Below are 15553 nucleotides of genomic sequence, written 5' to 3' on the forward strand. Positions count from 1 at the left end.
TTGGAGAGGGGGCCGGGGGGTGAGGTGCCCCGCGTGGAAACGTTGATTACTTAGCAACTCTCACCACGAGCCGGTAGCGCGGCACGGCTTCCACCCGCCGCAACTCACTCACCTGCCCACCGGCCGGAAACGCAGGCCGGCGGCCGTCCTCAAGGTAAATGGGCGCATCCTGCCGCAGCGGTAGAATGCTGAGCGTCAAGGGTGCGCGTAGCCCGTCGGCCAGCAGGTTGCGGTAGCTCACGCGCCAAGGCGCGCCGTTGTAGAAGTCGTCGCTCAACAGGCGCTCGCCGCTCGCTAGGCGGATAGCATCGCCGGCGTAGGTGAAGCGCAAAATGATGTCGTCCAGGCTTTTCAGTCGGGTGCCGCGCAGCGCCAGCCGCCACTGCGCTGCCTGCTGGTAGGCGGTGTCGCTGGGCTCCACGGCCGCCCTGGCCGGCCCGCCGAAGCGGATGGGTGGCACCGGGCCGGCCGGCCGCAACGGCACCGCCTGCACCGCGATGGCACGGGCGGGCGCGGTAGCCGCGTAGGTTTGAAACACGCCATCGGGCGCGCCGGCTTGCAGGGCCAGGCTGCCATCGGGCGCGGCCGGCAGCGCCGGAAACACGCCCAACTGAAAATTGGGCTGGCCTTCGGCTTGCAGCTGCACCTGGTTGCGGTCGAAGTAGATTTCCTGGGGCGTCAGCACCAGGCGCTCGGCGCCGGCCAGGGGCGCTTGCCACGTTTGGCGGGCTTGCGCCTCGCTCAGCACCAGCACGCGCACGGCCGGCCCGGTGCGGGGCTGCACCGTGAGAGCCACGCCGGTGCCGGGTTGGATGTCAGCTATTCGTATTTGGCCCTGGGCCGGGGCCACGGCGCCGGCGGGGGTAGCCACCGCCCGCACGGTGGCCGCGTCGAACATGAATTCGGCCGGGATGCCGGGTTGCGCGAAGAAAACGTAGTACAACTCGCCGCCCACTTGCAGCTGCGTGAATAGCTGGGCGGTGGCGTACTTCAGCCGCGCCCCGCCGAGGTCGAGGTTGAAGGGCCAGATGCCGTAGCTACCCGCTGGCACCGTAATTGGGCTTTGGGGGAACGTGAGTTTTTCGCCCGGCAGGCGCACCTCAAACTGCACGCCGGGCCGGGCGGGCGTGGAATAGTTGCGCACGTAGTTATTGAAAAACAAAAACCCGCGGCTGCCCTGCGCGCGCACGGCCCAGCGCAGCGGGCCGAGGTCGGCGGCACTGGCGGGCTGGGCGGCGGGGGCGTGCGGGGCCATCGGGGCCAGCAGCGGGCCAAACGCATTCAGAAAATAATGCACCAGCTTGAGCTGGCTGAAAAGCGGGCTTTCAACCCCCGTCTCGCTTAGCGGAGCCTGGAAATCGTAGCCCCGGCGCGGCAGGTCGTTGTAGCTATTGGTGCGGCTCGACTCTTGCAGCCACGACAACTTGCCCAGCGGGTTGCGGCCGCCGTGAAACATGTAGTAGCCGTAGAGATTGACACCCGAGCCGAGCTGCACGGGCAGCATGGCCGCCACATCGGCGGGGGCCAGCAGCGGCCGGCGGCGGTACATGGTGGGTACGCCGCCTCCAAACTCAGCCCCCAGAAAGGGGTAGTGCGCCAGCTGGGCGGGGTTGTTGCGCGGGGCCGTTTCGCCGCCCTGAATGCCCAGGTTGCCGCCCTCGCGGCTTTTGAAGCGAAAATTGTACACTTCCACGGGCGGCATCTTGGCTGCGCCCCGGCCCCAGGGCTCGTCGGGGTAGCCGCCGAATACCGGTAGCACTTCCTGCTCGGGGTAGCGTGCGCCCTGCCAGCCGGTTACGGTATAAAACGGCACGTCGAAGCCCTCGGCCAGCGCTAGTTCTTTGAGCTGCTGAATGTGGACCGCGCCCTGGCCGGTTTTGCCCCGGTTGTACTCGTTTTCGAGCTGAATGCCGATGAGGGGGCCGCCGTCCTTCCAGAGCAAGCCCTGGGTTTGGCGGCGCAGCTGGTGCCAGTAGGGGCGCACGGCGGCCAGGTAAGCGGGGTCGTTGCTGCGCAAGGCGCTGGCGGGCAGCTTCCCGACCAGCCAATCGGGGAAGCCGCCGTTGCGCAGTTCGGCGTGGTTCCAGGGGCCGAGGCGGGCCACTACCAGCAGCTGGTGCCGGGCGCAGAGCTGGAGAAAATACCGAAAATCGCGCTCGCCCCGAAAGTTGAATTTGCCCTTTTCTTCTTCGTGAAAAAGCCAGAACAGGTAAGTGGCCACGATTTGCACGCCGCCGGCTTTCATCTTCAGCAGTTGCGCTTCCCAGCGCGCCCTTGGGAAGCGGGCGAAGTGAAATTCGCCCATCACCGGCAGCCAGGGCTGGCCGTCGCGGGTGAGGTACTGACTGTTGGCACCCAGGGTGTGGCCGCCGGGCGCGGCGGCGGTGCCCAGGCGCAGGTAGCCGGTTTCGGGCGGCGGGGCGGGCGCGGTAGCATCCACCACGAGCGGCGCGGCCGGTAGTTGGGCCGCGCCCGGCCGGGTGCCGGCCGCCAGGGCAAAAGTGATTAGGATGGATTTCAGGCGCGCCATATCAAACAGCGAAAAGGGTAGTGGGCTAGCGTAGTAGCCGCAAGTATACCTGCCCCCCAGCCTGGCAGCCATCCTGGACACGCATGGTCGCCAAAGTGGTTTTGGCCTCGGGCAGTTGGCCCAGGCCGGGGTAGCTGTCGAGCGGGCCAGTTATCGTGGAAGCCGAGATGCTGCGTAGACGCAGTTTTTAATTCCACACGGTCCGATTGAAGCGAAAAAGAACATGAAGGCAATTATGGGCTACACCCATTCAATTCCACCCAGTCCGATTGAAGCTGGCCCAAAGCTTCGAGCTTAGCCCGATAAATACGATTTCAATTCCACCCAATCCGATTGAAGCCAACAGCGTGGCCGGCATCAACACGCTGGCCACCGTATTTCAATTCCACCCAGTCCGATTGAAGCGTTCCGACTTCGACCTTACACCATTCTGCTATACCGATTTCAATTCCACCCAGTCCGATTGAAGCGCACCCTGAGTCCGCCACCTGCACCCGAGCCATTGTATTTCAATTCCACCCAGTCCGATTGAAGCCTCGCGCTTTTGCTGCGGCGTGCGCGTGTCGAGCCCCATTTCAATTCCACCCAGTCCGATTGAAGCCCCATACCCCACCACTGGAATAGCCAGCACCCACCAATTTCAATTCCACCCAGTCCGATTGAAGCCGGCAATGACTTTGCTGTCAGCGAGGACTGCTTTTTATTTCAATTCCACCCAGTCCGATTGAAGCGCGGCGCCGGTGTGTCGGCCGAGCACTTGGAGCGCTATTTCAATTCCACCCAGTCCGATTGAAGCCTTTGCCATAGGGACAGGGAAAAGGAGTGAGCCACATTTCAATTCCACCCAGTCCGATTGAAGCCCGTCGCGCGACTGCGAAAGAATGACGTAGGTGCGGCATTTCAATTCCACCCAGTCCGATTGAAGCCGATACTCTACGACATATCAGCCAGCGTAGACTGCCAATTTCAATTCCACCCAGTCCGATTGAAGCCGGGGCTTGTGCTTTTTGCGCGGCTGGCGAACAACAATTTCAATTCCACCCAGTCCGATTGAAGCTCAGCCCCTCAAAGCCAGCGTCGCCAGCGAAGTACAATTTCAATTCCACCCAGTCCGATTGAAGCGCTTCCAGCTCAGTAGCGCGGCGGGCGCACAAGCTGATTTCAATTCCACCCAGTCCGATTGAAGCCGGGCTGAATCTTCTCTAACCATTTCGGATGCAATTATTTCAATTCCACCCAGTCCGATTGAAGCATTAGACTGGTGCAGGCCGTGAGGGCGGCCGTACAGCGATTTCAATTCCACCCAGTCCGATTGAAGCGAACGCCATGCCTGAAATCGACATAGCCATTATGCGATTTCAATTCCACCCAGTCCGATTGAAGCGCAGATTATCCGTCAGAACAAAAGCCTGTTCGAGGAATTTCAATTCCACCCAGTCCGATTGAAGCTGGGGCGCGCGCCCCGGCCCACCATCTGGATAAAGAATTTCAATTCCACCCAGTCCGATTGAAGCTCGCTGGCTACATATACCGCTTCAACCAAGTCTCGCATTTCAATTCCACCCAGTCCGATTGAAGCAGGAGGCCATTGAGGATGAGGGCAAAAGTATTTTCAATTTCAATTCCACCCAGTCCGATTGAAGCATTCGGTGGTGCGTAAAACCATGCCAGCCTTGCGCCATTTCAATTCCACCCAGTCCGATTGAAGCAAGCGGGCGGGCTTCAACATTATCGCCGCCGACAAAATTTCAATTCCACCCAGTCCGATTGAAGCAGATAGATGCGATTTTCAAAGAGAGTGCCAAATCCGATTTCAATTCCACCCAGTCCGATTGAAGCCCGGGGCGCTCTCCGTACCCTTGGCAAATGCCGGGATATTTCAATTCCACCCAGTCCGATTGAAGCGCCGCTGGGCGCGCCGCTGGCCTTGCGGGCTACGGTATTTCAATTCCACCCAGTCCGATTGAAGCCTTTTCGTGATGCGAGCGGATGCACGGCCTTTGGCGAATTTCAATTCCACCCAGTCCGATTGAAGCCCGTGGCGGTCAGCTACACCCAGGCGTTGCTCGACCATTTCAATTCCACCCAGTCCGATTGAAGCCTTTGCCGTGCCCACGTTGGCCAGCAACTTCCAACCGATTTCAATTCCACCCAGTCCGATTGAAGCGCCGATGATGCCCAGCTCGCCGGGCTTATCCCTGATATTTCAATTCCACCCAGTCCGATTGAAGCCAGTGCCTTTACGTTCTTTTTTAAGTCGGCCAGGTCATTTCAATTCCACCCAGTCCGATTGAAGCGATGGGTGCCCAACTGACGGACATCGCGCCGATTCTATTTCAATTCCACCCAGTCCGATTGAAGCTTTTGAGCTGGCGGCGCTGCTCGCGCTTGGTGAGCTCATTTCAATTCCACCCAGTCCGATTGAAGCGAGTGGCCAGCTCAGCCGGGCGGCCAGCCAGCGCAATTTCAATTCCACCCAGTCCGATTGAAGCCAGAGTTCGAGCGGCATCATGTAGTCGGTCGAAATATTTCAATTCCACCCAGTCCGATTGAAGCGTTGGAAGAAGAAGCCGGCCGCCTGCTGGCGCAGCAATTTCAATTCCACCCAGTCCGATTGAAGCCGCTGCCGGCAAATTGCGTGAGTAACATACAGAAAAAATTTCAATTCCACCCAGTCCGATTGAAGCATTATCCAGTCAGGCGGAATAACAAAGGGCTGACCGATTTCAATTCCACCCAGTCCGATTGAAGCGGTCGGGGGTAGCAAGTGCCCCGCCTCTATTCTGGCATTTCAATTCCACCCAGTCCGATTGAAGCCGTGGTGTGCCCTACAATTAACGGTCGTTTATTGGAATTTCAATTCCACCCAGTCCGATTGAAGCTGTTAATCATAGCGCTAGCCGTACGTTTAGTATGTTATTTCAATTCCACTCAGTCCGATTGAAGCTAGTAAAAGCCATTGAAGCGCTGGCCCGCCAAGCCGATTTCAATTCCACCCAGTCCGATTGAAGCGCGGTGGGCGTAGCGGTAGCCGTCAGCACTCCCGTGATTTCAATTCCACCCAGTCCGATTGAAGCTTTGCCTGGGCACCGTCACCAAGTTCAACTCTTTCAAATTTCAATTCCACCCAGTCCGATTGAAGCTTTGCGTACAATCTGTAAGCAAGCCGCCTGCTAACTATTTCAATTCCACCCAGTCCGATTGAAGCCGTGATGAAGGCCACGCCCGAGTACCGCAAGCTGGCATTTCAATTCCACCCAGTCCGATTGAAGCACAAGAATTACCAGCTGAGGCCCTAGACGCAATCCGCATTTCAATTCCACCCAGTCCGATTGAAGCTTTAAGCAGCACCTTCGCGTCGGGCGCGTTCTGGTTATTTCAATTCCACCCAGTCCGATTGAAGCCAGCGAGCCGCGCCTGGCCGAGGCCCTGGCGCAGTATTTCAATTCCACCCAGTCCGATTGAAGCGCAGCTTAGCCCGCTCATCGGCGGGCAAGGCATACACATTTCAATTCCACCCAGTCCGATTGAAGCGCTAAAGCCAGGGGATACGGTAGAGCTGTTTTGGCAATTTCAATTCCACCCAGTCCGATTGAAGCCTCAGTGACTGCTGCGGCCTCGGCGGTGGTCGACGCGATTTCAATTCCACCCAGTCCGATTGAAGCGTATTTACTCCGTCGCTGTCATCGTAGATATAGCAAATTTCAATTCCACCCAGTCCGATTGAAGCATGCCGACGTGGTGGAGATGCTACCCACTGTGGGCGTATTTCAATTCCACCCAGTCCGATTGAAGCCGACTTGACTGAGGCACAGCAGGTCGCCGCCGAATCATTTCAATTCCACCCAGTCCGATTGAAGCTTGCCAGCAAACACCCAGAAGCCGTAGCCGCCACCAGATTTCAATTCCACCCAGTCCGATTGAAGCCGGTGTAGCGATGATTGATGTAGGTGGCCCCAGCTGTATTTCAATTCCACCCAGTCCGATTGAAGCGAGGTGGATAAGTTCCGATTGGAGAGCGCAAACACCATTTCAATTCCACCCAGTCCGATTGAAGCCACCACATCCATCTCGTTGCGTGGTTGGAGCGAGTTATTTCAATTCCACCCAGTCCGATTGAAGCTAATTGGGCCTTTTACTTCTATTGCGTTACTCTCCGATTTCAATTCCACCCAGTCCGATTGAAGCTACCATGTTGCGTTACGCTTTAATGTGGACGTAATAAATTTCAATTCCACCCAGTCCGATTGAAGCGAGCAGCGTGCCGCGCGCGTGAATGCGCCGGGCCAATTTCAATTCCACCCAGTCCGATTGAAGCCTGCCGGGCAAGCTGCGTTGGCTATCAAGAAGGTGTTATTTCAATTCCACCCAGTCCGATTGAAGCCAGGTAATCGCCAGCTGGTGTTACTTCCGCGATGAATTTCAATTCCACCCAGTCCGATTGAAGCGGGCCGCCAGCGTGCCGCTGGTCGGGTCGGTAACCCTATTTCAATTCCACCCAGTCCGATTGAAGCCCCCGCTGAGCTGAAGCGACGGATGGAGTTGGCGCTATTTCAATTCCACCCAGTCCGATTGAAGCGCCGCTGGGCGCGCCGCTGGCCTTGCGGGCTACGGTATTTCAATTCCACCCAGTCCGATTGAAGCGTTGTTGCAGGCGCTGGGCTTGCTCGCGCTGAAACTTATTTCAATTCCACCCAGTCCGATTGAAGCCTTTTCGTGATGCGAGCGGATGCACGGCCTTTGGCGAATTTCAATTCCACCCAGTCCGATTGAAGCTTGGGCAACCCGGCTCTTTGTATTCTGGCCTCAAACATTTCAATTCCACCCAGTCCGATTGAAGCTTGGCAAATTCGGCAAGCAATATCATTAGCTAAATGATTTCAATTCCACCCAGTCCGATTGAAGCTGGGCCGTAATAGTTAAGACGTTTGCGGATGCTTGCATTTCAATTCCACCCAGTCCGATTGAAGCCCGTGGCGGTCAGCTATACCCCGGCGCTGCTCGACCATTTCAATTCCACCCAGTCCGATTGAAGCATTCCGGCATGCGCTTTATCTACGCCAGCGGGAGTTATTTCAATTCCACCCAGTCCGATTGAAGCGTCATGGGCTAGGCTAGAAAGGCAATTCTTCGTCAGAATTTCAATTCCACCCAGTCCGATTGAAGCGCTCACAAAAACAGAGGTAAACGGGCGGCCCTCCGCATTTCAATTCCACCCAGTCCGATTGAAGCGCGCTTGGCGTAGCCCATGCGCTCGCCAGCCAGCAATTTCAATTCCACCCAGTCCGATTGAAGCCGACTTCGGCCGTGCGAGTGTGGCCTCGGGCCACGGCTATTTCAATTCCACCCAGTCCGATTGAAGCCACGTATTGGGCTAAGGTGACATCGGCCCAACTGGTATTTCAATTCCACCCAGTCCGATTGAAGCTAGCCGCCGCCAGGCGCCAGCCAGGCCACGGGCAGCATTTCAATTCCACCCAGTCCGATTGAAGCGGCCAGGGTCCTGACCACCTCCACCCGGTAGCCCTATTTCAATTCCACCCAGTCCGATTGAAGCCTTTAGGCGTGAACTCGGCCGAGTAGCGCTTAGTCAATTTCAATTCCACCCAGTCCGATTGAAGCCCAGCGGAAGGTATCACCATTTTGGTGACCCCCTTAATTTCAATTCCACCCAGTCCGATTGAAGCTCACACGCTGGGTGAAGGCGTAGAAATCGCACTGGCATTTCAATTCCACCCAGTCCGATTGAAGCCGGGTTTGGCTGTGAGGGGCTGGTAGGGGGGCGTAATTTCAATTCCACCCAGTCCGATTGAAGCACTTCGGCCTGACTACGGTAGGCGCTGGCCATTCTTATTTCAATTCCACCCAGTCCGATTGAAGCCGCCTAGCGCGGTAAGCACCTGCGCCAGGCTGCCGCTATTTCAATTCCACCCAGTCCGATTGAAGCCTCGGTGGTGCGCAAGACCATGCCCGCCCTGCGCCGATTTCAATTCCACCCAGTCCGATTGAAGCGTTGGGAATGATGCGGATGCCCAGCTCTGCCAGCGTATTTCAATTCCACCCAGTCCGATTGAAGCTGGACGAATACAGCGCCAGCTCGGCACCGGAAGCGAATTTCAATTCCACCCAGTCCGATTGAAGCGATAGTGCGCCCGCGGTCAAAATAGATGATATAGACCATTTCAATTCCACCCAGTCCGATTGAAGCGAGCTGGACGACTACACCAGTGCGATTCAGAGCCTGATTTCAATTCCACCCAGTCCGATTGAAGCCCACCGGGGCCGACGCTGGCAAGGATTCGACGAGCTAATTTCAATTCCACCCAGTCCGATTGAAGCCAAGCCCTGCATGATTACCGTCCTGCACGAGACGAAATTTCAATTCCACCCAGTCCGATTGAAGCACCACCAGCCGCAGCCGCTCGAGTGGCCAGCTCAGCCATTTCAATTCCACCCAGTCCGATTGAAGCCTTCGATGGCGGCGCGCACCTGGGCCCAGTCGGTATCATTTCAATTCCACCCAGTCCGATTGAAGCAAGGGGGCAAGATGCAGCCTAACACCCCCTTCCTAATTTCAATTCCACCCAGTCCGATTGAAGCGGGATGGCGAGTTCGGGCATGTTGCGGCGCGGGTTTATTTCAATTCCACCCAGTCCGATTGAAGCACCCATACCTCAAGTGTATCATTAGGCAATTCATTATTTCAATTCCACCCAGTCCGATTGAAGCCGTAGGGCTCAGCGACTTGCCCGCGCACCTGCTGCTATTTCAATTCCACCCAGTCCGATTGAAGCAAGGCTGTGGTTGTTAAAGAAAAAGCCTCGCTAGTCATTTCAATTCCACCCAGTCCGATTGAAGCGGTGCGCACGAAAGCCCGCACGTGGTGCTTGACGGCATTTCAATTCCACCCAGTCCGATTGAAGCTACACCCCTACTATAAGAGCGGCAAGTGTATTCCGTTATTTCAATTCCACCCAGTCCGATTGAAGCTTTTCGGCAGCGGCGCGAACGGCGGGGCTAAGCATATTTCAATTCCACCCAGTCCGATTGAAGCTCCCCCTGGCTGGCGACGCCGCCTTCAAGCGCCTGCTATTTCAATTCCACCCAGTCCGATTGAAGCTCCGCATCGGCCAGCAGTATCAGTTCAGCTATACGAATTTCAATTCCACCCAGTCCGATTGAAGCGCGGGTGCAGGCGGCCGGCGAAGATGGTGCAGAGCAATTTCAATTCCACCCAGTCCGATTGAAGCCGAGCTAGTGGATGGCATCGAAACCGTGGGCTTCCTATTTCAATTCCACCCAGTCCGATTGAAGCGAGCTGGTGGTGAGCCCGGCCCGCGAGCTGGTGGTGATTTCAATTCCACCCAGTCCGATTGAAGCGGCGAGTTCAGTGCGAATAGCTTTGAGCAGGAAGCTATTTCAATTCCACCCAGTCCGATTGAAGCAATGACAATGCCGCCCGCCTCACGATGCCCCTTGACATTTCAATTCCACCCAGTCCGATTGAAGCAAGGCAGCTACGGCTGTAGTCCCGCTGCCCATGAAGATTTCAATTCCACCCAGTCCGATTGAAGCCGTCACGGCTCAGGTTCATGATGGCCTCTTTAATCTATTTCAATTCCACCCAGTCCGATTGAAGCGTTTGTCACGGCCACCGACAAGCTCAACGTAGCCCTATTTCAATTCCACCCAGTCCGATTGAAGCGCGCCCGGCACGCTGCTGGCCGCCACCGGCGACCTCATTTCAATTCCACCCAGTCCGATTGAAGCTGGTGAAATTCCTGGGCGTGGGCAATCGGGACGATTTGATTTCAATTCCACCCAGTCCGATTGAAGCGCCGAGTCCTTTGCCGGCTGAACTGAACGGCTGGCAATTTCAATTCCACCCAGTCCGATTGAAGCGCCAAGAGGCGGCTATTCAGGCTTCGCGCCAAGTCTATTTCAATTCCACCCAGTCCGATTGAAGCCTCCGGGCCGCGCTCAGCTACTTCTGCCCATTCGGCCATTTCAATTCCACCCAGTCCGATTGAAGCTAGCGGCGGCTGCGGCCTCGGCGGCGGCAAAGCGGTCATTTCAATTCCACCCAGTCCGATTGAAGCGAACGCCTGTAACGCTTGGTATCGGCCAGCTAGCTCATTTCAATTCCACCCAGTCCGATTGAAGCAACCTGAGCCTGTGCGGGGGCCGGCATCCGGGTGCGTATTTCAATTCCACCCAGTCCGATTGAAGCGCTGCTCGGCTTCAGCTTCAACGCTGGGGCTGGCCTATTTCAATTCCACCCAGTCCGATTGAAGCATTTCAGTAGACTGACTAAAGTAATGGCAGTTATGAATTTCAATTCCACCCAGTCCGATTGAAGCCAATAACGTCGTGGTGCGCGATGTAACGTGCGAGCAATTTCAATTCCACCCAGTCCGATTGAAGCCCGCTGGTGCGCTGCTGCTGCAACTGCATCAGCGCCATTTCAATTCCACCCAGTCCGATTGAAGCCAGGTCGGGGCTGAGCTTGTAGGTGTTCCCTACTGCATTTCAATTCCACCCAGTCCGATTGAAGCAGCGCTGTCGAGGCTAATGACATAAGGCCCATCGGCATTTCAATTCCACCCAGTCCGATTGAAGCCCGCCGAAGCCTACGGCCGCCGAACTGCACGCGAAAACATTTCAATTCCACCCAGTCCGATTGAAGCAAGTGTGTTGCAATATTACGCAATACTTCACAAATTATTTCAATTCCACCCAGTCCGATTGAAGCCGGCGTGGGCTTCTTGCGCCAGAAGGTTAGCAGCTCATTTCAATTCCACCCAGTCCGATTGAAGCTCCTAGTATCGCGGGGCATGGCTCAGACAGCAGCTAATTTCAATTCCACCCAGTCCGATTGAAGCCGGACAACCTGCTGAACGCTGGCGGCGGGTCGGGACATTTCAATTCCACCCAGTCCGATTGAAGCCCAAGTCGGTAATGAGCGGGCTGGCGTGCTCGTCCACATTTCAATTCCACCCAGTCCGATTGAAGCTAGGTCGGGACTGAGCTTGTAGGTGTTCCCTACTGCATTTCAATTCCACCCAGTCCGATTGAAGCGCCTTGCCCAGGCGCTAGCCCATCAGTCAGGATGTTATTTCAATTCCACCCAGTCCGATTGAAGCGGTGTAAAGGGCGAAGAGTAGGGCGCTCATTTAGTTATTTCAATTCCACCCAGTCCGATTGAAGCCGTTTTTAAGTCCTTGACTGCCGTTGCCACCGAGTTAATTTCAATTCCACCCAGTCCGATTGAAGCTGTCTGCCTGCTGCATCCTGGCCGCCCGCGCTTGTCATTTCAATTCCACCCAGTCCGATTGAAGCGCTTTCCAAAGCTTCTTGGCCGGACTTTCAGAACTCATTTCAATTCCACCCAGTCCGATTGAAGCGAAAAGCAAATACAACTGCCCACGCTTTTCAACCCGATTTCAATTCCACCCAGTCCGATTGAAGCTGGCGCGGGGCTTGGGGCGGGGCGTGTTGGTAAGCTATTTCAATTCCACCCAGTCCGATTGAAGCCCATTGGTCATGAAAACCTGACAAAACCTGACATTCATTTCAATTCCACCCAGTCCGATTGAAGCCAGCCGCAGCATCTGGCTATGCAGCTGAATGGCGCGATTTCAATTCCACCCAGTCCGATTGAAGCTTGTTTGGCTCGGCTATTGGCAACCAAACCATGCAGATTTCAATTCCACCCAGTCCGATTGAAGCTAATGGCTTGCCCGGCGGCCAACTGCGCGAAATTGAATTTCAATTCCACCCAGTCCGATTGAAGCTTTTAATCAGCTCTTAAATCCGCTCGGAGTTAGGATATTTCAATTCCACCCAGTCCGATTGAAGCCCCGGTGGCATCGTGCTTGACCCCTTCATGGGCAGCATTTCAATTCCACCCAGTCCGATTGAAGCCTTGGCGGGGCAACTGCGCTAGCTCGCTACAAAGAAATTTCAATTCCACCCAGTCCGATTGAAGCCGCCATGCTTGCTGGCCTGCTCTGCTAGCTCTTGGCATTTCAATTCCACCCAGTCCGATTGAAGCGCGCAGCTGCTGGTGGCTGAGGCGCTACGGAAGCCATTTCAATTCCACCCAGTCCGATTGAAGCCCGCAGTCGCCACGTCATCACCGGGCCGGATACCCCATTTCAATTCCACCCAGTCCGATTGAAGCACCGTCCTGCACGGCGCGGGCGGCAGCGGGGGAGAGATTTCAATTCCACCCAGTCCGATTGAAGCACGAATACCCGCCACGCCAGCAGCGGCTCCCCCCGTATTTCAATTCCACCCAGTCCGATTGAAGCCCAGGTACCCCCACTGGCCAGCCTTATGCTGCCCCAATTTCAATTCCACCCAGTCCGATTGAAGCACTACCAGGTAGCCGTAGCCAGACGGGGCTACCACATTTCAATTCCACCCAGTCCGATTGAAGCCCGTTGTCTGTTGGTTGAGCTGGTTAAAAGCCCGCTATTTCAATTCCACCCAGTCCGATTGAAGCGAGACTTTGCGCTATACAAAGCTCCCCCTCTTAATCATTTCAATTCCACCCAGTCCGATTGAAGCGGTACCCGCCTGGCTATGTCCGTTACCACGGACGCTATTTCAATTCCACCCAGTCCGATTGAAGCTTATGTCATTAGCCTCGACAGCGCTACCGCGAATTGATTTCAATTCCACCCAGTCCGATTGAAGCAAGTTCGGGAAAAGTAACCTCCGCATCCCCTATTTTATTTCAATTCCACCCAGTCCGATTGAAGCCGCGCAGGCCGAGCGAATAGCGCAAGCACTGCCCTGATTTCAATTCCACCCAGTCCGATTGAAGCATAGGTGTAGCCCCGCGATAGTTCATGCCCTTCGGTATTTCAATTCCACCCAGTCCGATTGAAGCCCGTGAATTATTTCGCAATTATAGGGCATATCGTGCAGCAAACGCATAGTCAATCGCCTATGGGAGCTACTAAAAAGCGTCGATGGACAAAAGTGTAATTTCCCCTAGGGTTAGACGACTCTGCTGGTCAAGGTTTTACGGTGTACTGGCGGTTGGTAGATAGCAGCTGCCACACAGCTTGTCCTTATCGACGACTGGACGTCGCTATAAAATAGAGTCCAGTGTGCTACGCTCTCGGCCCACCACTTGCTTTTCCAGCCACTGCTGCGTACGGCTTTTGAATAAAATGATGCTATCCTCGTCCTCATCCATAATAGCGCGGGCTTTGGTCAATAGCTCGGTTAGTTTTACCTCGCTGATATCGCCTTCGAAGACCGAATTCTGAATCCAGTGCAGGTAGCGGCGGCAGAGCTTCAGCATTCGGCCCACCCGCTGCTGCTTCATATCATAAACCAGGATAACGTACATTACCACCAGGCCTTAAATGGTTGGTATTCTTCCATGTTCAGCAGGTGCTTGGTGAGCTTGTAGCACTCCAGCTTGATGAGGTGCTGGTAGCTCACGCTGCGGTTGAGGCGGCGGTGCTGGATGGTTTCTTTCAGGCGCTCCTCAAATACTCGCACGAAGGTTTTGCGGCCGGCTTCCTTGAGTAGGCAGCCGTCGAGCTCGCGCACGAAGTCGCGGGGCTGGATTTCCTTTTTATTGAGCAGCCGGAAGATGGTACGGTCCACGAGCAGGGGCTTGAAAATCTCGGCCATGTCCAGGGCCAGCGAAAAGCGCCGGCTGCCGGGCTCGTGCAAAAACGAGATGGTCGGGTTGAGTTGGGTGTGGTAAATCTGCGAGAGGCAGGCCGCGTAGCAAAGCATATTGCCGAAGCTCAGCAGCGCGTTCAGCTCATTCTGCGGTGGTTGGGTACTGCGGGTACCGAAGCTGAAGCCCGGCACGTTGACCAACTGCTCGAAGCAGCGGTAGTAGGTTTGGCGAATGTTGCCCTCATAGCCCATGATTTCGGCCACGCTAGTGGCGTGGGGCAGGGCCGAGAGGTAGAGCTCAATCTGCGCGATTTCCTCGCCCACCACCCGGCCCCGGCTCTGGTAGTAACGCAGGTTTTTGAGCAGGTTGAAGGCTGCGCCCTCCACCAGCTTGCGGGCCAGTACGAGGCGTTTTTTGAGGCTGGTGTAGTGGCCTGTCTGGGCTACTTGCAGGCGGCCGGCCAGCAGGTATTCCTTGGCCATAAACGAGCCCGTGTAGTGCTCGTAGTAGTCAAAGAAATGCACCGACACGCCGTGCTTGCCCAGAAAATTATACAGTGCCGAATTGGCATCGAGCGAGCCGAACACGTAGAGGTCGGCCACGTCCTCGATGGGCAGAAAGCGCGTCTGGCCCTCGGCCCCAGCTTCGTCGTAGGCGGTATACTTGAGGGTATTGTCCTGGCGCGACAGGCGGCCGGGGTTAAAGAGATAGAACGTCTTTTTCACCGCAGATTCAAACAGATTTCTAGGATTTAACGGATACGCCCGGCTGCGCCGGGCTGGCTGGGTGGTTTGGGGTTGTGGGTTTTATTCGCCTGAGTAGCAGAAGTCGTAGTAGCTACAATTTTTGCAGAAGGGCTTGTTGATGACGGGTGGGCAGGTTTCCCGCGCTACCAGCTGCTCGATGGCTACTTCCCATTCGGCGATGGCCAGGCGGTCGGCGTCGGTCAGCACTACCTTTTCGACGCGGCGGATTTTGGGATATTCCAGCAGGCCGGTGGGCGCCACTACACCGTGCCGCTCCAGCGTCAGCAGGTAAAACTGAAGCTGGGCCACGCTGGCTTCTTCCAGCTTGTTGCTGCGCTTGATTTCGTGCACCACCCGCTCGTGCGGGTCGTAGAAGTCGATTTTGATGCCCTCAATCTGAATTTCGCGGTAGCGCTGGGCGCGCTGCGGGTAGGCCGTCTGGTGCAGCAGCGTGCCATCGGCCACATTATCGTGCGTCTGTTGGAAGCTGATGCCGTGGTGAAACAGCCACAGCTTGCGGTGGCAGATGTGGTAGTAGTTGACGTGCTTGCCGGTGAGGTGCATAGCGAATAGGAAAAGGGTACCTAAACAAAACGGGCTGCCTCGTGCTAAGGCAGCCCGTTTTTG

4 protein-coding genes and 1 CRISPR repeat array are annotated in these 15553 nt (G+C 56.1%); all 4 genes read right to left on the reverse strand.

Going from position 1 to position 15553, the window contains the following annotated elements; translation table 11 throughout:
- Positions 1–46: 46 nt before the first annotated feature.
- Positions 47–2530 carry a beta-galactosidase gene (locus VFO93_RS17955; protein ID WP_325135762.1) on the reverse strand — a complete coding sequence of 828 codons (2484 nt, stop codon included), beginning with the start codon at positions 2528–2530 and terminating at the stop codon, positions 47–49.
- A gap of 184 nt (positions 2531–2714) precedes the next feature.
- A CRISPR array of direct repeats spans positions 2715–13427; the repeat unit is 29 nt; unit sequence ATTTCAATTCCACCCAGTCCGATTGAAGC.
- Between the two features lie 204 nt (positions 13428–13631).
- Entirely contained in the window at positions 13632–13895 is a 264-nt protein-coding gene (gene cas2, locus VFO93_RS17960; RefSeq protein ID WP_325135763.1) for a CRISPR-associated endonuclease Cas2, read from the reverse strand.
- On the reverse strand, positions 13895–14905 hold the full coding sequence (gene cas1b, locus VFO93_RS17965) for a type I-B CRISPR-associated endonuclease Cas1b (RefSeq protein ID WP_325135764.1): 1011 nt from the start codon (positions 14903–14905) through the stop codon (positions 13895–13897). Before cas1b ends, cas2 begins: the two co-directional genes overlap by 1 nt.
- An 81-nt stretch (positions 14906–14986) precedes the next feature.
- A complete protein-coding gene (gene cas4 / locus VFO93_RS17970) occupies positions 14987–15490 on the reverse strand; it encodes a CRISPR-associated protein Cas4 (RefSeq protein ID WP_325135765.1) in 504 nt (167 codons plus the stop codon).
- Positions 15491–15553 lie beyond the last annotated feature (63 nt).

The organism is Hymenobacter sp., from assembly GCF_035709525.1.
GTDB lineage: Bacteria > Bacteroidota > Bacteroidia > Cytophagales > Hymenobacteraceae > Hymenobacter.

Coding starts and splice junctions, on each gene's coding strand:
- VFO93_RS17955 (WP_325135762.1), bottom strand. CDS start 2,530: ATGGCGCGCCTGAAATCCATCCTAATCACTTTTGCCCTGGCGGCCGGC.
- cas4 (WP_325135765.1), bottom strand. CDS start 15,490: ATGCACCTCACCGGCAAGCACGTCAACTACTACCACATCTGCCACCGC.
- cas2 (WP_325135763.1), bottom strand. CDS start 13,895: ATGTACGTTATCCTGGTTTATGATATGAAGCAGCAGCGGGTGGGCCGA.